Below are 25,131 nucleotides of genomic sequence, written 5' to 3' on the forward strand. Positions count from 1 at the left end.
AGAATGGTAGTAATCGATACCGCTTTGGATAAAAGAAAATACCGCAGTTTTTATTGGCGGGACAGCCTTTCCTTTGCAAATTGGAAGTTCGATGCTGTGCTGGCTTTCGCTTTGATTTTTTTTGCGGATATGGCGCTGAAGTTTGCAGAAGGAAATTGGATGAATGCGATTTTGCAGGGGTGCGTCGCCGCGATTGCGCTGCTCTGGTTCTTCCTGGAGCGCAGAAGCACGCTGAAAAAGCATTTGAAGCTTTTGGATATCCCGCTTTACCGCGACAAAATTCCCATGAAATTTGAGATCACAGCGAAAAAGATCGTCTCCCAGAATAAGAAAAACGGCAAAATGGAGGCGGTTAAGTGGGCGCAGATCCGCAAGGTAGCCCAAAATAAGAAATACTGGTTCGCTTATGTGGACAAGCACAGCGCCATGATCATCGCGAAAACGGATATCAAAGAGGGAAGCGCCGCCGAATTCGAGTCGTACTGGAAGGCGGAGCAGCAGCGGCGCGCCCAGCGCAAAAATGCGACAAAAGTAATCGAAGGATAGGATTTGCCATGAATTGGACATGTTTGCACCTCATCACTCAGCCCGAGCATGTGGATCTTTTGAGCGACCTTCTGGTGGCGGAAGAGATCTACGAGTTTTCCGTGCAGGATCCCCGGGAGTTTTCCGAGTATTTGGAGACTTCGGTCTACTACGACTACGTCGAGGATAAGCTGCTCACGCAAAAGGATGCTATCATCTGCATTTATGCGCCGGAAAACGGCCAGGGAGAGGAGAAAAAGCAAAAAGTTCTCCGGGCCGCAGAGCAGGCGCGGCAAATGGGCGCGGACGTTGAGCTCAAGACTTCCGGACTGCGCGAAGAGGACTGGATGAACAACTGGAAGAAGTATTTCAAGCCCACGGAGATTGGGCAAAGAATGCTCATTAAGCCTTCCTGGGAGCCGCTTCCAGAGGGTAACCAGCGTATTGTTCTAGAGATCGACCCTTCCTCCAGCTTTGGGACGGGCACGCACGAGACGACGCGGCTATGCATCGAGGCGCTGGAAGATCTGGTTGCACCCGGAGATGAGGTGCTGGATATGGGCTGCGGCAGCGGAATTTTGGCTGTGGCAGCAAAACTGCTTGGGGCAGGGAAAGTTACGGGCGTGGATATCGAGGAGGATTCGATCCGTGTTTCCCGGGAAAATGCGGCGCGCAACGGCATTGCGGAGCAGGAGTTCCGGCTGTTTTTGGGCAACATCCTGATGGATGAGGATTTGGCCCTGCAAATCGGGGATCGGCAATATGATGTTATCGCGGCAAATATCGTGGCAGATGTGATCAAGGCGATGATTCCGCTGTTCCGGCGCTATCTGCGGCCGGAGGGCAAGATGGTTTGCTCGGGTATCATCATCGAGCGCGCGGAGGAAGTGCGCGATGCGCTTTTGACCGGCGGCCTTGCCGTGCTTGAGGTTTGCAGGGATGGAGAATGGGCGGCGATCATCGCCCAAAACAAGGCATGAGACGTTTTTTTGCAGGCAAGGTTACGGAAAATAGAGTCTTTCTGCTGGGCGGAGAGGCGGAACACTTTAGCCGTGTGCTCAGAATGGCGGCCGGGGATCTGTTCCTGGCGGCGCATCAGGGCAAAGAGCTGATCTGCCGGGCGCTCAGCGTGGAGAATGGCGAGGTTTGCGCGGAGATCCTCGAAACCCGGGATTGCCCGGGCGAGCCCATCGTTGATATTACGCTGTATGTCGCCTATATGAAATCGGATAAGATGGAGCTGATTCTGCAAAAAGCGGTGGAGCTGGGCATTGGCTGTTTCGCGCCGTTTGTGAGCAGCAGGTGCGTCAAAAAGCCAAAGGAAGGCGGGAAAGCGCAGGAGCGCTTTGAAAAGATCGCGGAAGGGGCAGTGAAGCAATGCGGCAGAGCCGCGGCGGTGCGCATCCTGCCGCCGCTCTCTTTGGAGGAGGTTTTGCGGGAAATTCCACAGCATGGCGCAGTGCTCTTTGCCTATGAGAAATCCGAAATCGCGCTGAGGCAGGTTTTTGAGCAAATCCGGGAGCAAAAGGATATTGCGCTGATTATCGGGCCGGAAGGCGGGTTTTCCGAGCAGGAAGCGGAGCAGATTATCGCGGCAGGCGGGCGCTCCGTCAGCCTGGGCCGGCGCATTTTGCGCGGAGAGACTGCGGCCATTGCGCTGACGGCGCTGACGGCCTATGAAACGGGGTGTTAGGATGCGGGTGGCTTACGAGACGCTGGGCTGCAAAGTCAACCAATATGAGACAGACGCCATGCGCGAGCTGATGGAGCAGGCGGGATATCAGACGGCAGATTTTTCCCAGAGCGCGGATCTTTATATCATCAATACTTGCACGGTAACGGCGGTGGCGGATAAGAAATCGCGGCAGATGATCTCCCGGGCGCATCATCAAAACAGGGATGCGCGGATCTTTGTATGCGGGTGCATGGCTCAGCGGGATGCGGCGCGCACTCTGGAGCAGGAGGGCGTCGCGGCTATTATTGGCTCGAAATGCAAAGGGCAGATTGTGCAGATTGTGCGGCGCAGTCTGGAAGGCGAGGAGAAGATCAATGCGGTTGAGGAGATCCTCAAAGAGCGCGAATTTGAGCCGCTGCAAATCTCCAAAAGCCAGGAGAGAACCCGGGCAAACCTGAAAATCTGCGATGGATGCAGCAATTTTTGCAGTTACTGCATCATCCCATATGCCAGAGGGCCGGTGCGTTCGCGGCCAATGGCGGAGATTATAAAAGAAGCCGAGCGGCTGGCGGCCAGCGGGGTGCAGGAGATCGTGCTCACGGGGATACACCTGGGCTCTTATGGCAAGGATTTGGAAGAAGCCGGGCTCATAGACGTCATCGAGCAGCTGAACCAGGTTCCGGGGCTTGTGCGCATCCGCCTGGGCTCTTTGGAGCCATCGCTTCTGACGCAGGAGTTTTGCCGCAGAGCGGCGGCCTGCGAGCGGCTTTGCCCGCATTTCCACGTCTCTCTGCAGAGCGGCTGTGCGCAGGTTCTGCGCCGGATGAATCGAAAATATACGCCGGAAGAGTATGCACGGTATATCGCAAATGCACGGGAATATTTCGCAGATCCAGCGATTACCACAGATGTCATCGCAGGATTTCAGGGCGAGAGCGAAGAGGAGCATCAAAGCACCCTGGATTTTCTGCGGCAGATTGGCTTTGCTAAAATTCACGTATTTCCCTTTTCCAAACGGGAGGGTACGGTGGCGGCGAAGATGCCGGGAGATGTGCCAGGGCCGGAGAAAAAGCGCAGGGCGGCAGAAATTGCGGCGCTGGCGCACGAGATGCAGCGGGAATATCTGGCGCGTTTTGTTGGAAAAGAGCAGGAGGTTTTGCTGGAAGAGCGGGATGCCGGCGGAAAAATGCTGGGCTACACCACGCGCTATCAGAGAGTCGCCATAGAAGAGGGCGGCCGGGAGAACAGCATCGTGCGAGCCTATATCACAGGCGTCCGGCAGGAGACCCTGCAAGCGCGCCTGATAGAGAAAAAATAGAAGGAGGATTGCGATGGAAGACTGCATTTTTTGCAAAATCATCCGCGGGGAGATTCCCTCGAAAAAGGCTTACGAGGATGAACAGGTTTTGGCGTTCCATGATATTGATGCCAAGGCGCCTGTGCATGTGCTCATCATCCCCAAAAAGCACATTCAGTCGGTATTGGCGCTAAAGCCGGAGGATGGGGAGCTGGTCGCGCATATTTTTCAGGTCGCGGGAAAACTGGCCCGGGAGCTTGGCCTGGAAGAGAGCGGCTTCCGCATTGTGAGCAATATTGGCAAAGATGCGGGGCAGACGGTGCCGCATCTGCATTTTCACCTGTTGGGCGGCAGAGAGCTTGGGTGGCCTCCGGGCTGATTGGTTCTTTGCAATAAAAACAGCCAGCGGGCCTTTTGGGCTTGCGCTGGCTGTTTTTTATCTGTTATTTTGCGCGGATGGCATCCATGCCGCCCATATAGGGGCGCAGGGCCTCCGGGATGCGGACGCTGCCGTCGGCACACAGGTTGTTCTCCAAAAATGCGATGAGCATTCTGGGCGGGGCGACGACGGTATTATTGAGCGTATGTGCGAAATATTTGCCGTTTTCACCGTTGACGCGGATTTTCAGCCGGCGCGCCTGAGCATCGCCCAGATTCGAACAGCTGCCCACTTCAAAATATTTCTGCTGGCGCGGCGACCATGCCTCCACATCGATGGATTTGACTTTGAGATCTGCCAAATCGCCCGAGCAGCATTCCAGCGTGCGGACGGGGATATCCAGCGTGCGGAAGAGATCCACAGTGTTCTGCCAAAGTTTATCGAACCACATCATGCTGTCTTCCGGCTTGCAGACGACGATCATCTCCTGCTTTTCAAACTGATGGATGCGGTATACGCCGCGCTCCTCCAGGCCATGCGCGCCTTTTTCCTTGCGGAAACAGGGGGAATAGCTGGTCAGCGTATAGGGGAGGGCATCTTCCTTCAAAATGGTATCGATGAACTTGCCGATCATGGAGTGCTCGCTTGTCCCGATCAGATACAGGTCTTCGCCCTCAATTTTATACATCATGGCATCCATCTCGGCAAAGCTCATGACGCCCGTAACGACATCACTGCGGATCATGAAGGGCGGGATGCAGTAGGTGAACCCGCGGCCGATCATAAAATCGCGCGCGTAGGAGAGGACGGCGGAATGCAGGCGGGCAATATCGCCCATGAGATAGTAGAATCCATTGCCGGCGACTTTTCTGGCGCTCTCCAGATCCAGGCCGGAGAGGCGTTCCATGATCTCGGCATGATAGGGGATTTCAAAATCCGGGACGACAGGCTCGCCATAGCGCTGGATTTCCACATTTTCGCTGTCGTCTTTGCCGATGGGAACGCTCGGGTCGATGATATTGGGGATGCTCATCATGATTCGGGTGATTTTCTCATCCAGCTCCCGCTCTTTTTCCTCCAGCTCGGCCAGATGGCTGGAAAAATCCGTAACCTGCCGCTTGAGCGCCTCGGCCTCTTCCTTCTGGCCCTTGGCCATCAGGCCGCCGATCTGCTTGGAAATGCGGTTGCGATCTGCGCGCAGCGCTTCTGCCTGCTGAATGGTGGCGCGGTTTTCCGCATCCAGAGCGATGACTTCATCCACCAAGCTCAGCTTTTGATCCTGAAACTTATTGCGGATGTTTTGTTTTACGACTTCCGGGTTTGCCCGGAGAAACTTTAAATCCAGCATAATTTTCCTCCTAGATTTGAATTTTGCTTTCTTTTGGCATAAAAAATTCCCTCCAATCCCAATATGGGACGGAAGGATTCCGCGTTGCCACCCAAATTGCCGCGCAAAGCGGCCGCTCGTAGCACGGTAGAGAGTGCCAGGCTCCGGCAGGGCCGGGAGGCTCAAAAGTGGAAAGGACAGCTTCTTTGCCGGTTTGCACCAAACACCGGCTCTCTTGAAAAGAACACTGGCCGCAGCTTTTTCAATGCCCAAAAGTAGTATGCCTATTTCTCCACTACTATATAATCTTTTTGCCCTTTTTGCAAGCTATTTCTTTGCGGCATGGCGAAAAATGCGGGATAATTTTGCGCCGGCCGGAAGAATTTGTTGACTTTCCAAGAGAAAAGATCTATAATTTTAAACATTGAATGGTACTTGTTGCCCTTCGTGCAAATACTCCCGGTTAAGGCGTAGTAATTTGCGCATTTGATTATGGGAGGGGGGGAAAAAGATGTCTGAAATACGCGTAGGCGAAAATGAGTCTCTGGAGAGCGCTCTGAAGCGGTTTAAAAGAAAATGTGCAAGAGCTGGTGTTCTCGCAGAGGTCAGAAAGCGCGAGCATTATGAAAAGCCCAGTGTTAAGAGAAAGAAGAAGGCTGAGGCTGCCAGAAAGAGAAAACACTAAAAGCATAAAACAACGGCATTTCTGCCGTTGTTTTTTTGTGTATTTTTTTGCGCCTTCTGCTCATAAAATAGTCGCAGGTGGTGAAAAGATGGCAGCAAAGGCGAAAAGACGAAAAAAGAACTGGAGGCTCCGGGCGGGCGCCGCGATGGAGTTTCCGCCGCAGGTTGTGGCGAATGGGCTTGGGATCCACGTTTATGACAACACGGCCTGCACGGTCGAAGGGTTTTTAAATATTGCGGCATATTCGGAAAAAGTGCTCAAGCTCACGACGGAGTTTGGCGATATTTGTTTTCTTGGAAGGGATTTCTATGTCTGCTCGATGCAGGAAGGCGTGCTCTCCTTTACCGGGATGATCGAGCAAATACGATATGGGGATACAGAGGAAATAAAGGGGGAGCCGTAATTGTTATATTTATGGTATTTTCTTTTTGGATATGTTATCATTAACGTGGAATTGCTGGGCGTAGAACGCCTGCTTAACGCCGCCGCAAAGGAAGGCCTTCAGTTTTTGGAATTGCAGCGCAAAAGCTATACGCAGTTTCGCGCCAAGCTATCCATGCGGGATTATAAAAAACTGCAAAAAATGCTGCCGGCTCAGGCGAAGGTTACGGTGGAAAAATGCGGCGGAGGAACGGCAGTTTTGGACTTCCTTCGCAGGCGCTGGATTCTGGGCGTCGGGGCGGCGCTCACTGTTTGCGTGGTGGTGGTTCTCTCGCTGTTTTGCGTCCGCATTCGCGTTGAAGGGCTGACAAGCATCAGCGAATACGATGTGTATCTGGTGATGCAGGAGGCCGGCGCAAAGGAGTTCGCGCTCAAAAGCCGCATCGACACCAAAAAGCTGGAGCGGGCAATTTGGAATGCTTTTCCGGATTTGACCTATGTCTACGTCTCCTTTGACGGCGCGAGCCTGGTGGCGGAAATTCGGGAGCGCACCCCAAAGCCGGATATTCGGGACGAACAGCCCTGCGCGGTTTATGCCCTCAAAAGCGGTGTGATCGAACAGGTTATCGTAACCAGCGGGCAGGCGGTTGTCGCCGAGGGAGAGCAAGTTTCGGAAGGACAGCTGCTGATTGCAGGAAACTATCTCAAAGGCGAAACGCCCATTTCCATGCCTGCAAGAGGGGTAGTGATTGCGAGAGTCGATTATATCGCCAAGGCGGAGGCGACTATCAGCAGCTATGATAAAGTTCCCACGGGGGAGACGGCAGTTGAGCGGTATATGCTGCTGGGCAGGCAGAAGATCCACCTTCTGGGCGAAAACCCGTTTTCCGAATGTATTGAAAAAGACGAGATGGTGGGCGAGATAGGAAAAAACGGCCCGCTGCATTTACAGATTATAGAAAAGACATACTATAAGGCAAAGAGCGTTTATTCGCAGGAGAAAAAGCAGGCGGCTCTGGTGAGCGCGGAGGAGAAGGCATATCAAAGCCTCTATGCCCAAATACCGGAGGACGCGGAAATTGTCGCCTTCCATCGGTATGAGGAAGAGCAGGACGGCAAGCTGAGCATCACGCTGACTGTGAGCGTGCGCGAGGCCATTGGGATGACGGGCGTCATCAATGATGCGCCGGATCTTCCCGGCGCGGATACACAAGAATAATTTCGGAGGGGCTATTTGATTGGAAAATCAAACGAAAGTGGAATTAACGGTTGAATTTGAATCCATGGAAGAGATGAAGGAGATTTTCGGGATTTTAGACGAAAATATCCACCTCATCGAAAAGGGAACGGATACGGAAATCGCCGCCAGGGAGGGCCGGGCGGTGATTTCGGGAAATATGCAGCAGGCAGAGATGGCAAAGCAGGTCATTTTGAAGCTTTGCGAGCAGTTCCGCCAGCAGGAATACATCGACGAAAACAAGATCAGCTATTTTCTGGATCTTGCGGGAGACGGCGAGATGCAGAGTGGCCTGGAGGCCATGCAGGGTGTCGTCGCCGTAACAAACCGGGGCAGGCCCATCAAATGCCGCACGCTGGGCCAAAAGCGCTATATGGAGGCCATTGATCACAACACGGTGAATTTTGCCATCGGCCCGGCTGGGACAGGCAAAACGTATCTGGCTATGGCAAAAGCCGTGGTGGCGCTGAAAAACAAGGAAATTTCCCGCATTATTCTGACGCGCCCGGCCGTCGAAGCGGGGGAAAAGCTCGGCTTTCTTCCGGGGGACTTGCAGAGCAAAGTCGATCCCTATCTCCGGCCGCTTTACGATGCGCTCTATGAATTTATGGGGGCGGAGGCATATCAGAAGCTGGTGGAGACGGGCGTCGTGGAAGTGGCGCCGCTGGCATATATGCGCGGGCGGACGCTCTCGGATGCGTTTATCATTTTAGATGAGGCGCAAAATGCCAGCATGGCTCAAATGAAGATGTTTTTAACGCGGTTCGGAGAAAACTCCAAGGTAGTCGTTACGGGGGATGTTACCCAGATCGACCTGCCCAGGGACCAGCAATCCGGCCTGAGGAAAACGGCGGAGATCTTGAAGGGGATCGACGGTGTTTCCGTAACATACCTGACCAACCGGGATGTTGTGCGCCATAAGCTGGTGAAGGATATTGTAAAGGCGTTTGAAAAAGAGGAAGAACGCGAAATCAGTCGGCGAGGTTAAGCCATGGCAGAGAGAAAACGAGAAAACAGGCGGCGGCAAAAAACATTTCTTGGACAAGTTAAAATGCAGGGAAAAACAGCATCGCTGGTGCTCTACATTCTGCTTTACGTCTTTTGCGTTGTCGCCGGCGTGCTGAGCGCGCAGACCGAGAAGTACACCTATACGGTGGGCGGGATTTGCGAAGAGACCATCACAGCCAACAAGGATTTGGTGGACGAGTATTCTACGGAGATTCTGAGAGAAGAAGCCAAGCAGAAGGTTTTGCCCGTCTATCAGCTGGACGACACGATTCTCAATCAAAACGAGGAGAACATCTATAACGCTTTCTCTCAGATCGAGCAGATACGCCAAAAGGTTCGGCAGATTTACCTGGCACAGCCGCCTGAGCAGATCAAGAGTGTTGCGGAGACGGATTGGGAAGCGCTGCTTGGGCCTTCCATGGAGGAGATTCGCGCAGAAAGGCCGGATTACCTGACGGATCAGAATATCTACACCATCGCTTCGATGGAGCCAAAACAGCTGGAAACGCTCCGGGATGCCATGGTAGAGAAAGTGCGCATCAAGATGAAAGACGGCGTAACGGCGGATGATCTGGTGGATATGATAGAATCCGTGCGCTCGGAGCTGATCTCTGGCGGCGCATTTACCTCTGAGCAGGCCTTGCTGGCGCACGCTGTGGCGACCGCCAATATCAATTCCAACCTGACTTATAACATCGAGGCGACGGAGAGTGCGCGCCTTGCGGCGGCAGAGGCGGTCAAGCCGGTGCAATACCAAAAGGGCCAGAATATTGTGCAAAAAGGCGAGATCATCTCGGAAGCGCAGCTGCGGCTCATCAAACAAATGGGCCTGATGACAGACGAGCGCTCGGGCACATCGCGCTGGATTTTCTCCGCGCTGCTCATGGCTGCGGTGTTTGGAATCGCGCTGCTCTACTGCATCTACCAGCGGCACAGCGTCGTGCGAGATGCGAAAAGCGCGCTCTGCATGATACTGCTCTCGGCGCTGGGCATCGTGGTGGCGCTCATCTGCAAGCGCATCGATCTGCGGATTGCGCCGGTGTTTTTGCCCGTCATCATTGGGGCAGTTATTCTGCGCAGAAAGACGGCTCTGCTCTATGGCGTCTGGATGAGCATCATCATCTCGTTTATTATGGCGCCGCAAAAGGCATTTTTCTTCGATGATCAGGTGCTGCGCAGTATGCTGGCCGGCTTGCTTGGAAGTTTTGCGGTTGTGCTGATTTTCCGCGGAAAGCAGAGCCGCGCAGAGTATATCTATTCGGGCATGGCGGCTGGCGTCATGGCGGCGGTTGTCTATCTGTGCTATGGAATTTTGGAAGGGTACACCTGGCAGCAGTATTTGGCGGCCGCGCTGTTCAGCCTGGGCAGTGGCGTGCTCTGCGGGTTCCTTGCCATCGGCATTTTGCCGATATGGGAAGCCTGCTTCTCTTTGGCGACACCCTCGCGCCTGCTGGAGCTTTCCAACCCCTCCAATCCTTTGCTGCGCCGGCTGATGATCGAGGCTTCGGGCACCTATCACCACAGCGTCATGGTGGCAAACCTGGCAGAGGCCGGAGCGGAGGTTGTGGACGCGGATGCTCTGCTGACCAGGGTTTCGGCCTACTACCACGATATTGGAAAGCTGAGCAACCCTCTGATGTTTAAGGAAAATCAGATGAACGTCGCCAACCCGCACGACTCCATGACGCCCGAAGACAGCGCCAAAGCGATTCGCAGCCATATTACCGACGGCGTGGCGCTGGCCAGGAAAAACCGCCTGCCTCAGCAGATGGTGGATATTATTTCCCAGCATCATGGCGATGGAACGGTAACCTATTTTTACCGCATGGCGCGTATGCAGGGCGAGATCGAGGATGAATCCATCTTCCATTATCCCAGCATCAAGCCGCAGACCAAAGAGGCGGGGGTACTCATGCTGGCGGATGTGGTTGAAGCGGCAATTCGCGCAAACAATGCCATGCGGCTGGATCTTTCGGCTATTCACGATCAAATCCAGACTTTAGTGATAGACCGTTATAACAGCGGCCAGCTGGATGAATGCCCGCTGACCAGAAGAGACATGACCAATATCATTGATGCGTTTGTGCGGGTCTTGCAGGGTGCAAACCACGAGCGCATCGCCTACCCGGAGGATCCGGAAAAATGAGAGACTTGGTTGCAATAGAAAAAGAAGGGCTGGAGCTTGCGGCAGAATGCGTGCAGGAAATTAACGCCGCTGCCGCGCGTGCGGCACAGCTGGAAGGGATCGCGGATTTTTCTGCGAACATCGTCATTGCAGACGATGCCTATCTCTGGGAGCTGAACCGCCAGTTCCGCGGGATCGATCGGGCGACGGACGTGCTGTCTTTTCCTGCCAACGATTTGCAGGGGCCGATTGGCGAGGCGCTGAAAGAAGGGCTTGAGCCGGAGCTGGGGGAAGAGGGAGAGCTGTTTTTAGGCGACATTTTTATCTCTATTGAGCACGCGGCCGATCAGGCCAGGGAATATGGCAATACGCTGACCCAGGAGCTGTGCTTTCTGGCGGTGCACGGTATGCTGCATCTGATGGGATACGACCATATGCAGGAGCAGGAAGAGCAAGTGATGCGCCAAAAGCAGCGAGAGGCGCTGGGGCGGAACTGAACATACGCTAAGGAGAAGATTTTGGAACATCTTTCTGGATTTATTTCGATTATGGGCAGCCCGAATGTGGGGAAATCGACGCTGATGAACGCCTTAGTTGGTGAGAAAGTGGCGATTGTAACGCAAAAAGCCCAGACAACGCGCAATAAAGTGGTGGGCATTTTGACGAAGCCGGATTACCAGATCATCTTTCTGGATACGCCCGGCCTGCATACGCCGCACAACAAGCTGGGCGAATATATGGTAAAGACGGCGTATGATGCGAACAAAGACGTCGATCTCACCATCATGGTCATCGATGGAGTTGTGGGCATCCTGCAGAGAGACGAAGAGATCCTTCAAAAGCTCAATGGGGATCGGTTTTTGGTGCTCATCAATAAGATCGATGCGGTAAAGCCGGAAAAGGTTGAGCAGTTAATAGAAAAAGTGCATGCTTTGGGCGTGGCGAAAGATGCGGTCTGCACGGCTTCGGCAAAGCAGGGCTGGGGCCTTGAGGAGTTGGAGCGAAAAATCGTCTCGTATTTGCAGCCTGGCCCGCAGTATTACCCGGAGGATATGGTAACAGATCGCCCCGAGCGCTTTCTGGCTTCCGAGCTCATCCGGGAGAAGGCGCTGCTCTCTTTGCGGGAAGAGATTCCACACGGCATTGGCGTGGAGATCGAGAAAGTGGAGGAGAAGGAAAACCTGACGAATGTCTCTGCGGTGATCTACTGTGAGAGGGATTCGCATAAAGGGATCATTATTGGCAAAAAAGGCGCTATGCTCAAGAAAATCGGCAGTGAGGCCAGAGGCGATCTGGAAATGCTCTTTGGAACAAAAGTGTTCCTCCAGCTTTGGGTCAAGGTCAAGGAGGATTGGCGCAATTCCGGGTTCATGCTCAAAACGCTGGGGTATCGGAATTAACAGAAATTGCATGTTTCGATATTTTGCCTTCCGGGAAAAGTAAGAGAGAAGAATATGAAGAGCATGGAGGCAAAAGAAATGAGACAAAACGATCCGATGGAAAATGATGCGAAACAGACGGCCTTTGCGCTGTTTGAAAAAACAGGCTCGATCAACTATTATTTATTTTACCGGGAGCTGGGAAAAACCGAGTAACCCGGCGGCAGGGGAAACATATGGCGGAAAATGAGACGATGCTATGCGTCGTGCTTCGGGCAAACAACTATCGGGAAACGGATAAAATGCTGACGCTCTTTTCCAAAGAAAAAGGGCGGATTGATGCGCTTTGCAGAGGATGCAGAAAGCAGGGAAGCTCGCTGCTTTCCAGCAGTGATGTCTTCTGCTGCGCTCTTTTTGGCATGAACCACCAAAAAGGCAAGTACTATATCACGCAGGCAGTCGCCAAAGACAATTTCTTTCATCTGCGCAAAAATATTCACGCACTGCTGACGGGCACGCTGTTTCTGGAAGTATGCGAAAAAACTGTGATGCCGGATCAGGAGAATGCCCGGCTGTTTGCGCTGCTGGTCAACTGCCTTTATGCGATGGATCACGGCGGGAGCCCGCAGAAAGTGCTCTGCTTTTTTGTCTTTAAGCTGTTGGATATTCTGGGCCTGCGCCCTTCACTTTCGCATTGCAGTATTTGCGGGAGCAGGGAGGTTTGCAAGGTCAATATCGGGGCAGGAGGAATGGTTTGCGCCGATTGCCCAGGAGAGGAAATTCCCCGGGAATTTATTTTGGGGATTGACCGCATTTTAAGAACGCCTTCCAAAGCTGTCGCGCAGATAGAATTGCCGGAACAAAAGGAGTTTTACTCCCTGGCCATCCGCTGGCTGACCAACGCGCTGGAAATTACGCCCAAAAGCCTGATGCTGCTCAAAGATTTTTGAAAAACTGAAAAATGGATGAAAATAGCCGCATTTTGCAATTTATCTCTTGTGCTTGCGGCTATTTTCATGTATAATTTTGGGTGCTAAAAGAATTTTTGGCTAAATTTTTATTGCCTAAAAAACTTTCATTATAATTAGGAGGATTTGCGATGAGTAAAAAGTATGTTTACCTCTTCAGCGAAGGCGATGCTTCCATGCGGAACCTGCTGGGCGGTAAAGGCGCGAACCTGGCTGAGATGACAAAGCTCGGACTGCCAGTTCCCCAGGGCTTTACGATTTCTACCGAAGCCTGCACGAAGTACTACGAAGATGGGAAAACCATCGATGACGCGATTGTTGCCGAGATTTATGAGGCGATTGCGAAAACCGAGGAGATCGCTGGCAAGAAGTTCGGCGATGCGGAGAACCCCTTCCTGGTTTCCGTCCGTTCCGGCGCGAGAGCATCCATGCCTGGCATGATGGATACGATTCTGAACCTGGGCCTGAACGATGTCGCTGTGGAAGCTGTCGCCAAGAAAACGAACAACCCCCGCTTTGCTTATGATAGCTACCGCCGGTTCATTCAGATGTTCTCGGATGTCGTTATGGGCATTGAGAAGAGCAAATTTGAGGAGATTCTGGATGCGGCCAAAGAGGCAAAGGGCGTTAAGCTGGATACAGAGCTGAATGCAGAAGATCTGAAAAACATCGTCGCAAATTACAAAGTTCTCTATAAGAAAGAGATGGGCGTTGAGTTCCCGCAGGATGCAAAAGAGCAGCTGATGGAAGCTGTCAAAGCTGTTTTCCGTTCTTGGGACAACCCCAGAGCTATCGTATACCGCCGTTTGAACGATATCCCGGGCAGCTGGGGTACGGCAGTTAACGTTCAGGCCATGGTATTTGGCAACATGGGCGATGACTGCGGCACGGGCGTTGCTTTCACGCGCGACCCTGCAACCGGCGAGAAAAAGCTGTACGGCGAGTATCTGATGAATGCACAGGGCGAGGACGTCGTTGCCGGCATCAGAACGCCTCAGCCGATTTCCTCTCTGCATGAGACCATGCCCGCTGTTTACGACCAGTTCGTTGAGATTGCGACCACGCTGGAGAACCACTATGCTGATATGCAGGATATGGAGTTCACCATCGAGGGCGGCAAGCTCTATATGCTGCAGACCAGAAACGGCAAGAGAACGGCTCCGGCTGCTCTGAAGATTGCGGTTGACCTGGTTGCAGAAGGCAAGCTCACCAAGGAGCAGGCTATTTTGAAAGTTGAGCCCCAGCAGCTGGATTCTCTGCTGCACCCGCAGTTCGAGGCGAAGGCTCTGAAGGCTGCTAAGCCCGTTGCGAAGGGCTTGCCGGCTTCCCCTGGCGCAGCTTCCGGTAAAGTTTACTTCACGGCTGAAGATGCGATGGCTGCAAAAGAGCGCGGTGAGAAAATCGTGCTTTGCCGCCAGGAGACCTCTCCGGAGGATATCGAGGGTATGCACGTTTCCGAAGGTATTCTGACGGCAAGAGGCGGCAGAACTTCCCACGCTGCTGTTGTTGCCAGAGGCATGGGCACCTGCTGCGTTGCAGGCTGCGGTGAAGTTGTCATCAACGAAGAGAAGAAGACCATGCTGTTGCCGGATGGCCGTGTGCTGGGCGAAGGCGATCCCATCTCCCTGGACGGCGGCACGGGCAACGTTTACGCAGAGAATATCCCCACGGTAGAAGCTGCTATTACAGGCGATTTCGAGCAGGTTATGAAGTGGGCTGACGAGATCAGAACGCTGAAAGTCCGCACGAATGCTGATACCCCCAAAGATGCTGAGACGGCTCTGCACTTTGGCGCTGAGGGTGTTGGCCTCTGCCGTACGGAGCACATGTTCTTCGACGAAGACAGAATCGCTGCAATGCGCGAGATGATCGTCTCCAAGACGGTTGATCAGAGAAAAGCAGCGCTGGCAAAACTCCTGCCCATGCAGAGAGCAGACTTCGCCGGCATCTATAAGGCGATGAAGGGCTTGCCCGTAACCATTCGCTTCCTGGATCCGCCGCTTCACGAGTTCCTGCCCACCGCTGAGGAGGATATCCGCGCGCTGGCAAACGAGATGGTCATTCCTTATGACGAGCTGATCAACACCATCGAGAGCCTGCACGAGTTCAACCCGATGATGGGCCATAGAGGCTGCCGCCTTGCGGTTACCTATCCGGAAATTGCAGAGATGCAGACCAGAGCAGTTATCGAGGCAGCTATCGAAGTGAAGCAGGAATGCGGCTACGATATCGTCCCCGAGATCATGATCCCGCTGGTTGGCGAGAAGAAAGAGCTCAAATACTGCAAGGATGTCGTTGTTAAGACGGCAAACGAAGTCATGGAAGAGAAGGGCGTCAAGCTCGATTTCCATGTCGGCACGATGATCGAGATTCCGAGAGCCGCCATCACGGCTGATGAGATTGCGGAAGAAGCTGAGTTCTTCTCCTTCGGCACGAACGACCTCACGCAGATGACGTTCGGCTTCTCCAGAGACGATGCTGGCAAGTTCCTGGATGAATACTACGGCAAGAAGATCTATGAGTCCGATCCGTTCCAGAAGCTGGATCAGGATGGCGTTGGTAAGCTGGTTAAGATGGCTGCTGAGCTCGGCAAGAAGACCCGCCCGAACATCAAGCTGGGTATCTGCGGTGAGCATGGCGGCGATCCTTCCACGGTTATCTTCTGCCATAACATCGGCCTGAACTATGTCTCCTGCTCGCCCTTCCGGGTTCCGATCGCGAGACTGGCCGCTGCACACGCAGTGGTTTTGGCGAAAAACTAAGGTTTCTTTTGCCAAGATAGCAAGATATTTATGAATTAAAATGCGGCATTCGCTTTGTAACAGGGGCGAATGCCGTATTTTCATTGAAAGAGAGAAAAAATGAGAAATTGGAAAAGGATGATTGCGTCTTTGCTGTTGCTGGCAGTTATTGTTACAGGATGCGCAAAAGAAGAGGCAAAGGAAAGCGAAAAGGCAGAGGAGGTGACAGTTTCTCCTGAGATAGAGCCTAGCGTTGCTCCGGTGGTAAAACAGCGACCGACGCCGCTTCAGGAGGGCATGGAGGGCGAAAACGTGGAAGAGCTGCAGGCGCGGCTTGTGGCGCTGAACTACTTGGATTGGGAGCAGGAAACAGGTGTTTATGGCTCGGAAACATTCTATGCCGTCAAGGCCTTCCAGGTGCAAAATGGGCTGGAAGTGAGCGGCATTGCCGACGAGGATATGCAGGAACTGCTCTATTCCGGCGATGCACAGGAATGCGATCCCTTTGATTTGCTGGCACCGACAACGCACATGAGCTTTGAAGAGCTGGTGATGAGCGATGATGGGACGAGAAATTACTACCCGAAGGGATACCCGGAAGCGGGGACTTATAAAATCATTGTGGATTTGAAGCATCAGGTTACGATGGTTTTCTCCAAAGACGAGGAGGGCAATTACACTGTGCCAGTCCGCTATATGCTCTGCTCTACGGGCAAAAATGACTGCACGCCCAAAGGGAAGTTCAAAATGGATAAATACCATGTGCGCTTCAGTCAGTTTGTCAGGGATAAGACATATGGGCAGTTTTGGACACAAATTAGAGGAGCAATCTATTTCCACTCCATCCTATATTCCCAGTTCGATACTTCAACTTATATTGAGGAAGTGTGGGAGAGATTTGGCAAAGCGGATTCCCACGGCTGTGTACGCCTAACCGTGCCGGATGCGAAATGGATGTATTTTCATATTGCGCCGGGAACAGAGTGCGTTGTTCGGGATGGGGATGCTTCGGATGCCGAGACAGCGGCGATCCGGGAGCGCCTGGTTCTGGCAGCGCTGCCTGAAGAGCGAGTAGATATCGAGCCTGGGCAGATTGGAGATACAGATTACTGGCGGGAACAGGATATTCCGATTGAGACGCCTTTCGTTCAGGGAAGCCAGAATTAGAAAGCGCCAAACTTAGGCAATATCAAGGGTTGGAACTGGAAATTATAATAATTGAGCCTGCGGTTCGCTGAGGGGAGGAGCGTTGCCGCCGGCAGAATGCTGTGTTTCCAGGCGGATTTTGACCTTAGTTTTTCGCAAAAAAAGAAGGAGAAGCAATTCTCCTTCTTTTTTATTAATGCATATTGCCTATTTATTAGATGCGGTTTACACCGGTATCTCTAGCCGCCTGAGCAACGGCCGCCGCAACTGCGGAAGCAACTCTGGGATCCATCGCGCCAGGAATGATATATTCGGCCGAGAGTTCCTCGTCTTTGATGATGCCTGCGATTGCATAGGAAGCGGCAATCTTCATTTCGTCGTTGATATCGCTTGCGCGGACATCCAACGCACCGCGGAAGATTCCGGGGAAGGCGAGGACATTGTTGATCTGGTTGGGGAAATCGCTGCGGCCCGTGCCCACGACGGCGGCGCCAGCTTCTTTTGCCAGATCAGGCATAATTTCGGGAGTCGGGTTGGCCATGGGGAAGAGGATTGCATCCTTTGCCATGGTTTTTACCATCTCTGGAGTAACTGTGCCCGGAGCGGAGACACCGATAAAGACATCCGCGCCAACCAGCATATCCGCCAGAGAGCCAGCTTTCTTTTCAGGGTTGGAGATTTTCGCCATCTCCATCTTTTCGCTGTTCAGGCCCTCGCGGCCTTCGTAAATCGCGCCCTTGCGATCACACATGATGACGTTTTTCAGCCCCATCTTCATGAGCAGCTTGATGATGGCGATTCCTGCCGCGCCGGCGCCAGAGGTAACAACCTTAATTTCATCCAGCTTTTTGCCGACAACTTTGAGCGCGTTGATCATAGCGGCCAAAGTAACGACGGCAGTGCCGTGCTGGTCGTCGTGGAAAATCGGAATATCGCAAGTCTCTTTCAGCTTCTTCTCGATCTCAAAGCAGCGGGGAGCGGAGATATCCTCCAGGTTGACACCGCCAAAGCTGCCAGCGAGAAGCTGGACCGTTTTTACGATGTCGTCGACCTCTTTGCTGCGGACACACAGAGGGAAGGCATCGACGTTGCCGAAGCGCTTAAACAGCGCACATTTTCCTTCCATAACGGGCATGCCTGCTTCCGGGCCGATATCGCCCAGGCCAAGCACTGCCGTGCCGTCTGTAACGACGGCGACGAGATTTCCGCGGCGCGTGTACTTATAGGAGAGATCTACATCCTCGGAAATTTTGAGGCAAGGCTCTGCGACACCAGGGGTATAGGCGACGGCCAGATCTTCCGGCGTCTCCAGGGGAGCATGGCAAACGACCTCAATTTTGCCTTTCCAACTCTCGTGCTGCTGCAATGCGAATTCTTTCTTATCCACTCTAATTTCTCCCTTTCACTACATATTTAATGCATCCTGCGTGAAAGCCTTAAGCTTTTCAGCAGAAGCAATAATTGCCTTTTCTTCATCCGCGGCATAGGAGATATCGAGGATTTTCTTGATCCCATCTGCGTTGACAACGCAGGGGAAGCTGACGGCTACATCTTCGATGCCTAAAACTTCGCCGCTCAGCACATGGCTGACGGGAAGCACAGTTTTTTCATCTTCCAAAATTGCATCAACAATGCGGGAGGTATTCATGGCGATGCCCAGATACGTCGCTCCTTTGAGCGAAATAACCGTGCCGCCGGCCTTGGCAGTCTCTTCGGCAATGGCAGCAAGCCTGGGACGGATTTCGATGCCGTTTTTATCGCAGTACTCCAGCAGGGGCATCCCGGCGATGGTAGCGCAGCTCCAGGCGGGAACCTGGCTGTCGCCGTGTTCGCCCAAAATATATGCGTTGACGTCCGTAACATCCACATCGCACGCTTCGCTGAGCATATAGCGCAGGCGAGCGGTATCCAAAATTGTGCCAGAGCCGATGACCCGCGAGCTGGGCAGGCCGGTCTCTTTTTGGATGACATAGGTCAGGACATCGACAGGATTGGAAATAATGACGATGATGGGATCCTGGGCATATTCCATAATGCTCTTGGAAATCGAACGGGCAATATTGACATTGCTTTTTGCGAGATCCAGGCGCGTTTGCCCGGGCTTTCTGGCGAGGCCGGCAGATACGATAATGACTTTGGCATCCGCGCAATCAGAATAATCGCCTTGGCGCACAACAACCTGTTTATGAAAAGCGAGGCCGTGGTTGACATCCAGCGCGCTGCCTTTTGCGCGATCTACCGCGACATCGACCATGACAATTTCAGAGGCGACGCGGCTTAACGCGAGGGTATAGACAACGGATTCGCCAACTCTTCCGGCCCCAATGACGACAACCTTGTTCTTTTTGGATCCACTCATAATCAATACCTTCCAATCGTTTATTATGATGCTGCAAGGAACGGGAGAGAGGACAGCCTTGATAAAAAAATATCAATGTGCCGCGCGAAAACGGCAAGGCATTTATATGTTTAAAATGAAGGCTAGAATAAAAAATCCAAATCTCGTTCAAATATAATTATATGGTTTTTTTGTCAAATGTCAACGAAAACTTGAGCGCAATTCCTGCCAGGGCAGTAAATTCCTATTTGGCAAAAATAGACAGAGGCCATGCGCAATATGTGGACTTTCATGATTATTTATATTATAATAGGGAAAACTAGTTTCAAAACCAACTCTCCAATTAGCTAAAATTGAAGACAACAGAGGTGAGTGATATGGTAAAACAGCAGTTAGAAAAGTATCAGAAACCAAAGATCGGATTTCAGGTTCTGGGAATAATTCTGGCATCCGTCTTTATGATTTTATCGGCATGGCTCATCTGGTTTGCCGCCTGCGATACCGAGCAGGGCGAGCTTCCGGATGTTTTTGGGTGGTCTGCGTGCTCCTCCAACGGCGGATATGCGGCGATTCCAAGGGATGCTATGATTTTGGTGCGCCTGTCCCAGGCGGAAGAGGGCTATGAGCCGGGCAAGGTTGTGGCATTCTATTATCCCAATGCACCCACTTCCACGAAAATTTATCTGGGCAGCGTTGCATCGGTGAACGAGGGGACCGCGACGCTCTATCTGAACGAGGAAACCCCCGAGCTTTGCGTAGATCAAGGTCTGATTTTGGGACGAGCCGAATATTATATTGAGGATGTGGGATATCTGCTGGCGATTTTGGAAGGCGGATACGGCCTGATTCTGGCTATCTCAATCCTTGTGCTTTTCCTTGCTATTCTCATTATGTTCATTGGCAATATCGCGCTGCGGCGTCAGCGGGCGCGGGAAGCAGCTGAGCTGAATAAAGAGCTGGATATTCAGGAAGAAATTTTGGAACAGAAGCGCCAGGAGGCCGCGCAGCTGGATGCGCCTATGCAGGAGGATGAGACTCCCAAGCAAGCGGATGAGGCGAAACTGACAGAAGAAGAGACACAGAGCTCTGTTGAAGATGCGCCTGCAAAAGAGCAGGTGGAGGACAAGGCGGCGCCCAAAATGCAAATAAGCGGAGCGATGGACGCTGATCTGGCCCGCATTTGTATTCAGGCCGAGCAGCAGCAGGCCGAGCTCCTGCAAAAGCTCATCCAAACCATGCAGCAGAAAAAGGGCCTGGATATGAGCGTGCAGCTCAATGCCGGTGAGCCTTGCGCATTGGAGATCGAATGCGCCTGGAAAGATGTTTCGGTGGTGTCGGCGATTTTGGTCGAGCTGCAAAAACGCGGCGAGGCCAGATAGCAGCAGAGGGCAGAGAGGAGTGCGGGAATGGAGAACACACAGCTGGCAAATGGGCTGGTATTGCCCAAGGTGTTTTTTGGGACGTATCGGGTGACGGATCAGAACTCCATGAGAGAGGTGCTGGAAGATGCGTATGCATGCGGATACCGCTCCTTTGATTCTGCCTCTTTCTATAAAAATGAGCAGGAAATCGGAGAGGCATTTGCCTCTATGGGCGCCATGCAGGATGTTTTGCTGACGACAAAAGTCTGGAACGATGTAGAAGGCTATGATGCGGTGCTTCGAGCTTTTGAGGAGAGCGAAGCAAAGCTTGGGCGCATCGATATTTACCTGCTTCACTGGCCGGCCAGGGAGTTTGTTTCGCGCTGGAAGGCGCTGGAGACGCTTTACCGGGATGGAAGGGTGAAGGCGATTGGCGTCTCCAACTTTAAGAAACATCATTTGGAGGAGCTGGCCCAGCATGCAGCGATTCAGCCGATGATCAACCAGATCGAGGCGCATGGCTATTTCATGGATGAGGAGACGATTGCCTATTGCCAGAGCCAGGGGATTGCCCTGCAGGCTTGGCGGCCTCTGATGCGCACGGGAAATATGCTGCAAAACCAGGAGATTGCCGAGATTGGCCAGCGGCACGGAAAAACTGCGGCGCAGGTTGCTCTGCGCTACCTGATTCAAAGAGGCTTTACCGTGATTCCGAAATCCGTGCACAAAGAGCGCATGCAGGAGAACATCGATATTTTTGATTTTTCTTTGACGGAGGAGGAGATGCGCTTTATGAGGGCGCTGAACACCGGCAGAAGGACGGCCGGCGATCCGGATACTTTTATATTGCCGTAAGAAAGCCTTAAAAATGGGGGAGAGGAAATGGCAAAGACGATTCTAATCGTAGATGACGAACCGAGTGTGATCAAGGGGCTGCGCTTCAACTTGGAGCAGCAGGAAGGCTATGTGGTGGATGCCGCGACGGACGGCGAGGCGGCTCTGGAGCTGTTTGAGCCGGAAAAGTACGATCTGGTTTTGCTGGACTTGATGCTGCCCAAGCTGGACGGCATGGAAGTCTGCCAGCGGATTCGGGCGGTTTCGGATGTGCCGATCATCATGCTGACGGCCAAAGGCGAGGATATCGATAAAATTATGGGGCTGGAATACGGCGCAGACGACTACATGACAAAGCCCTTCAACATGCTGGAGCTCAAAGCGCGCATCAAAAACATCTTCCGCCGCCTGGACAATGCGAAGGGGAAGGCGAATCTCACCGTCGCCAAGGTGGACGACATGACGGTGGACTTCATCAGCCGAAGCGTTACGATTGCGGGCAGGGAAGTGAACCTGACGGCAAAAGAATTCGATTTGCTGCAGCTGTTTATCAGCAATAAGGGCGTCGTATTTGAGCGGGAGAAGCTGCTGGAGCTGATCTGGAAGCAGAAGGGAGATCTGCGCACGGTAGACGTCCATATCCGCCGCCTGAGAGAGAAAATAGAAGAGGAACCGGCTCACCCGCAGTATATCTTGACCAAATGGGGCGTCGGCTACTATTTCTCCAACAAATAGCCTGCATCAAAAAAGAGAGCAAGTTTTTGGGCCTGCTCTCTTTTTCATTTGCCCGCGTGAGGGGGGAATCAGAGTTTGAGATCGGATTGGGCGGGATTATCGATGAGCGCTCCGTTTTCATCGAAACGCGAGCCGTGGCAGGAACAATCCCAGGTATGCTCGGCGGGATTCCATTTTAAAGCACAGCCCAGGTGCGAGCAGCGCGGGCGCGTGGGCGTCAGCAGGTTTTTCAGCGTTTCAAAGGCGTTGATGGCAAGCTGCGGATGCCAAACACTTCGGTTGGGCGTAAAGACTGGGGCATACGGGTTTTCCCTCCCGGTAACCAAATCCGCCAGAAGATGGGAGCAAAGCATAGCTGTGCTCATGCCCCATTTCTGGAAGCCGGTGGCGACGTAGACGCCAGGCAGGCCGGAGGCATACGGGCCAATATAAGGCACGCTGTCTAACGGCATGCAATCCTGCGTCGCCCAGCGCAGTGCAATGCTCGCCTGGGGATAGTGCTGCGCCGCAAAGGATTCCAGCGCTGTCCAGCCGCCAGTGTTCTTTCCTGTGCGGTGTGAACCGCCGCCCAAAAGCAGCAGGCCGCTGGCATTGCGGAAAGAGAGGCCGCCTTTGGCCTCATCCAGATACATGCCGCCCACATCCTGAGCGCCTTCCAGCGCCAAGACATAGGAGCGCTCCTGATACAGCTTGATGGGATAGAGGCCGTGGCGGTTATAGATGGGAAAATGCGTGGCAACGATAATTTTCTTTGCCTGGATTTCCCCGCGGCTTGTCTGTACGCCGCGCCTGGTCAGCTCCAGCGCTTGGGTGTGCTCGTAGATATACAGCGGGGCGGCAATGCCGGCGATGAATTTGAGCGGGTGGAACTGCGCCTGAGATGCAAAGCGGATCGCGCTTAAAATGGGGATGGGAAGCGGCAATTCATGCGCGATCTGCACAGGGTATCCCAGCAGCTGAAGCGCCGCGGCCTCCTCCTGAATCTTTTTGGGGGAGCGCTGGGTATAGACAAAAGCGTCTTTTCTCTCGAAATCGCAGTCGATAGTTTGCGCAAGGGCTTCATAGGCCTCTATGGCCTGCAAATTGGCGCGCAGATAGAGCGCCGCCTTTTCTTTGCCCAGGCGATCAAAGAGCGAAGCATAGATCAGCCCATGCTGGGCGGTGATCTTGGCTGTGGTGCATTTTGTGATGCCGCTGCAAATCTCAGATGCCTCGATGAGGGCGTAATCCACACCGCGCTTTTGCAGTTCATGGGCGCAGAGCACTCCGGCAATGCCGCCGCCGATAATGAGCACATCTGTTTTCAAACTGCCGGGCAGGGCAGGAAAGCTTGGCAAATTTGTTGTACTAGACCATAAAGACTCCATACAAATGAATTCCTCTCGTTGTTTTTTCTTAGTATAGCTTCTTTTTGCCATCTCATACGGAAAAGCGGGGCAATGCTGGGCGGGTGGTGAGGAGATTGAGTTTTTTTGCGGTTTATAGTATACTAAATCATCGCATGATGATTAGAGCGGGCATGGCCAAGGGCAGAAGAGAGCAGAGCTGGGGGAAGGTGATACTATTTTTTTGGTCAATAAATTTCTCACCTCCATTCGTTGGAGGTTTATTGTAATTTATGTCGTCGTCGTTTTGATGGCGTTTTCCCTGGTTACGGTGGTTACTTCCAATATTATTGAAAACAATCTGCTCAAAAGCCGAGCCAGCGCCAATTTGCAGGACGTCAGCGATTTTTCCGTCCGCGTGGCGGGGGAATTTGCCGCGCTGGATGCTCAGGCACTCTATGAGAAGGCGCTTCAAAAGGGGCAGGATATTTCCGGGCGCGTTTTGCTGCTGGATAGCTACGGAGTTGTCCAGATCGACAGCTATTCGCGGCTGAACGGCGTGCGCATAAAACTGCCGGAGATCATTGAAATACTGAGCGGACAAAGGGATACTTCCTATGGCTTCCATAAAATAGGAACAGACGGAGCGGATTTTTGGGCGGGATACTACGCCTCTGCCATTGTGGAAAACTCCGAGATCATTGGGGTTGCGGTGTTTTCCCAGAGTACGCAGGATGTCGTCTCGAATATCAACTCGATTAAGCAGAACTATACGATCATCTATTGGGTCGCAGTGCTGGCCGTTGCTATCATCTCTTATTTTCTCACCAGCCATCTCTCTCGCCCGCTGGAGCAGCTGAGGGAAGGCGCGATGGCCATCACGGTAGGGGATTTTAAAAAGCGCGTTCAGATAGAGGGCAAGGATGAAATCGCAGAGCTGGGCGAGGCGTTTAACACGATGACGGCCCGGCTGGAGGATGTGGATAAGCAGCGCAGTGAATTTGTGAGCAACGCATCGCACGAGCTTAAAACGCCGCTCACCTCGATGAAGATTTTGACGGAATCCATACTCTATCAGGAGCAGGTGCCCGAAGAGATCTACAAGGATTTCCTTTCGGATATCAATGGGCAGATCGACCGGATGACCAGCCTGATCAACGATCTGCTGCTCATGACGAGAATCGAGAGCGGCGATAACGGCGCCAAAATGGAGGAGGCGGAGCTGGGAGAGCTCGTCCAAAATGTTGTGGATACGCTGGGGCCCATTGCCGAGCAAAAGGATATTTTGCTGACCTATACCAGCAGGCAGGCTGTCTGTGCGAAGTGCTTCCCAAGGCGGCTTTCGCAGGCGATACGCAATCTGGTGGAAAATGCCATCAAGTATACAGGCGAGGGGGGCAGTGTGCAGGTCAGCCTGAAAAAAGACGCGCACTTCGCCTATATTGCCATTGCCGATACGGGAGAGGGCATTGCAAAGGAAGAGCTGGATCGCATTTTTGAGCGGTTTTACCGCGTGGATAAGGCGCGCGCCCGGGAGACGGGCGGCTCTGGGCTGGGGCTCTATTTGGTGCGAAGCATCGCGGTGATGCATGGCGGGCGTGTGGACGTTGAGAGCGAGAAGGGCAAGGGATCGGTTTTCACCCTGGTGCTCCCGCTTTAGGAGGT

23 protein-coding genes are annotated in these 25,131 nt (G+C 53.0%); 19 read left to right on the plus strand and 4 right to left on the minus strand.

Features of this window, described 5'->3' with window-relative positions:
- The first annotated feature begins 3 nt into the window (after positions 1-3).
- From AALG83_01765 to AALG83_01785, 5 genes are read left to right on the plus strand one after another with little or no spacing between them, the layout of a single operon-like run.
- Entirely contained in the window at positions 4-546 is a 543-nt protein-coding gene (locus AALG83_01765; GenBank protein MEY8381882.1) for a YcxB family protein, read from the plus strand.
- 8 nt (positions 547-554) lie between these two features.
- Positions 555-1,505 (plus strand): 50S ribosomal protein L11 methyltransferase, encoded by a 951-nt coding sequence (prmA, locus tag AALG83_01770; GenBank protein MEY8381883.1) that lies wholly within the window; start codon positions 555-557, stop codon positions 1,503-1,505.
- Positions 1,502-2,218: an RsmE family RNA methyltransferase gene (locus AALG83_01775; GenBank protein ID MEY8381884.1), complete on the plus strand. Its 717-nt coding sequence runs from the start codon at positions 1,502-1,504 to the stop codon at positions 2,216-2,218. Before prmA ends, AALG83_01775 begins: the two co-directional genes overlap by 4 nt.
- Entirely contained in the window at positions 2,202-3,518 is a 1,317-nt protein-coding gene (mtaB, locus tag AALG83_01780) for a tRNA (N(6)-L-threonylcarbamoyladenosine(37)-C(2))-methylthiotransferase MtaB (protein MEY8381885.1), read from the plus strand. The genes AALG83_01775 and mtaB overlap by 17 nt, the downstream gene beginning before the upstream one ends.
- Before the next feature lie 7 nt (positions 3,519-3,525).
- Entirely contained in the window at positions 3,526-3,876 is a 351-nt protein-coding gene (locus AALG83_01785) for a histidine triad nucleotide-binding protein (GenBank protein MEY8381886.1), read from the plus strand.
- 64 nt (positions 3,877-3,940) lie between these two features.
- Here the strand turns inward: AALG83_01785 and serS are convergent, their stop codons facing one another.
- Positions 3,941-5,224, minus strand: a complete 1,284-nt coding sequence (serS, locus tag AALG83_01790) for a serine--tRNA ligase (GenBank protein ID MEY8381887.1) — start codon at positions 5,222-5,224, stop codon at positions 3,941-3,943.
- A gap of 490 nt (positions 5,225-5,714) precedes the next feature.
- On the opposite strand from serS, the gene rpsU reads away from it, so the two are divergent.
- The 10 genes from rpsU to AALG83_01840 all read left to right on the plus strand — a co-directional run bounded on the left by rpsU (position 5,715) and on the right by AALG83_01840 (position 16,894).
- Entirely contained in the window at positions 5,715-5,888 is a 174-nt protein-coding gene (gene rpsU / locus AALG83_01795; protein MEY8381888.1) for a 30S ribosomal protein S21, read from the plus strand.
- Positions 5,889-5,976: 88 nt separating this feature from the next.
- Positions 5,977-6,291: a YabP/YqfC family sporulation protein gene (locus AALG83_01800; protein MEY8381889.1), complete on the plus strand. Its 315-nt coding sequence runs from the start codon at positions 5,977-5,979 to the stop codon at positions 6,289-6,291.
- Positions 6,292-7,488: a sporulation protein YqfD gene (locus tag AALG83_01805; protein MEY8381890.1), complete on the plus strand. Its 1,197-nt coding sequence runs from the start codon at positions 6,292-6,294 to the stop codon at positions 7,486-7,488. It begins immediately after the preceding gene.
- Between the two features lie 64 nt (positions 7,489-7,552).
- The gene (locus AALG83_01810; GenBank protein MEY8381891.1) at positions 7,553-8,494 is read left to right on the plus strand and encodes a PhoH family protein; all 942 of its coding nucleotides are present in this window, start codon (positions 7,553-7,555) and stop codon (positions 8,492-8,494) included.
- A gap of 63 nt (positions 8,495-8,557) precedes the next feature.
- Complete coding sequence (locus AALG83_01815; protein MEY8381892.1) at positions 8,558-10,660, plus strand: HDIG domain-containing metalloprotein; 2,103 nt, start codon at positions 8,558-8,560, stop codon at positions 10,658-10,660.
- Positions 10,657-11,136 (plus strand): rRNA maturation RNase YbeY, encoded by a 480-nt coding sequence (ybeY, locus tag AALG83_01820; protein MEY8381893.1) that lies wholly within the window; start codon positions 10,657-10,659, stop codon positions 11,134-11,136. Before AALG83_01815 ends, ybeY begins: the two co-directional genes overlap by 4 nt.
- Before the next feature lie 21 nt (positions 11,137-11,157).
- On the plus strand, positions 11,158-12,039 hold the full coding sequence (gene era / locus AALG83_01825; protein ID MEY8381894.1) for a GTPase Era: 882 nt from the start codon (positions 11,158-11,160) through the stop codon (positions 12,037-12,039).
- Between the two features lie 215 nt (positions 12,040-12,254).
- Positions 12,255-12,968, plus strand: a complete 714-nt coding sequence (recO, locus tag AALG83_01830; protein MEY8381895.1) for a DNA repair protein RecO — start codon at positions 12,255-12,257, stop codon at positions 12,966-12,968.
- 149 nt (positions 12,969-13,117) lie between these two features.
- Positions 13,118-15,748, plus strand: a complete 2,631-nt coding sequence (gene ppdK / locus AALG83_01835) for a pyruvate, phosphate dikinase (GenBank protein ID MEY8381896.1) — start codon at positions 13,118-13,120, stop codon at positions 15,746-15,748.
- 99 nt (positions 15,749-15,847) lie between these two features.
- Positions 15,848-16,894, plus strand: coding sequence for a L,D-transpeptidase family protein (locus AALG83_01840; GenBank protein MEY8381897.1), 1,047 nt, complete (start codon positions 15,848-15,850; stop codon positions 16,892-16,894).
- Positions 16,895-17,087: 193 nt separating this feature from the next.
- Here the strand turns inward: AALG83_01840 and AALG83_01845 are convergent, their stop codons facing one another.
- Positions 17,088-18,260 (minus strand): malic enzyme-like NAD(P)-binding protein, encoded by a 1,173-nt coding sequence (locus AALG83_01845; protein MEY8381898.1) that lies wholly within the window; start codon positions 18,258-18,260, stop codon positions 17,088-17,090.
- Positions 18,261-18,278: 18 nt separating this feature from the next.
- Positions 18,279-19,232, minus strand: a complete 954-nt coding sequence (locus AALG83_01850; protein MEY8381899.1) for an L-lactate dehydrogenase — start codon at positions 19,230-19,232, stop codon at positions 18,279-18,281.
- A gap of 332 nt (positions 19,233-19,564) precedes the next feature.
- Here AALG83_01850 and AALG83_01855 point away from each other — a divergent pair, with 332 nt between their 5' ends.
- From AALG83_01855 to AALG83_01865, 3 genes are read left to right on the plus strand one after another with little or no spacing between them, the layout of a single operon-like run.
- Complete coding sequence (locus AALG83_01855) at positions 19,565-20,590, plus strand: hypothetical protein (protein MEY8381900.1); 1,026 nt, start codon at positions 19,565-19,567, stop codon at positions 20,588-20,590.
- A gap of 27 nt (positions 20,591-20,617) precedes the next feature.
- Positions 20,618-21,427, plus strand: a complete 810-nt coding sequence (locus AALG83_01860) for an aldo/keto reductase (GenBank protein MEY8381901.1) — start codon at positions 20,618-20,620, stop codon at positions 21,425-21,427.
- Between the two features lie 27 nt (positions 21,428-21,454).
- Positions 21,455-22,141, plus strand: coding sequence for a response regulator transcription factor (locus tag AALG83_01865; protein ID MEY8381902.1), 687 nt, complete (start codon positions 21,455-21,457; stop codon positions 22,139-22,141).
- Positions 22,142-22,209: 68 nt separating this feature from the next.
- Here the strand turns inward: AALG83_01865 and AALG83_01870 are convergent, their stop codons facing one another.
- A complete protein-coding gene (locus tag AALG83_01870) occupies positions 22,210-23,448 on the minus strand; it encodes an FAD-dependent oxidoreductase (protein ID MEY8381903.1) in 1,239 nt (412 codons plus the stop codon).
- 262 nt (positions 23,449-23,710) lie between these two features.
- Between AALG83_01870 and AALG83_01875 the strand changes: the two genes are divergently transcribed.
- Positions 23,711-25,126, plus strand: a complete 1,416-nt coding sequence (locus AALG83_01875; protein MEY8381904.1) for a HAMP domain-containing sensor histidine kinase — start codon at positions 23,711-23,713, stop codon at positions 25,124-25,126.
- The last annotated feature ends 5 nt before the right edge of the window (positions 25,127-25,131 follow it).

It is taken from the genome of Christensenellaceae bacterium 44-20 (assembly GCA_041223705.1).
Lineage (GTDB): Bacteria > Bacillota > Clostridia > Christensenellales > Christensenellaceae > QANA01.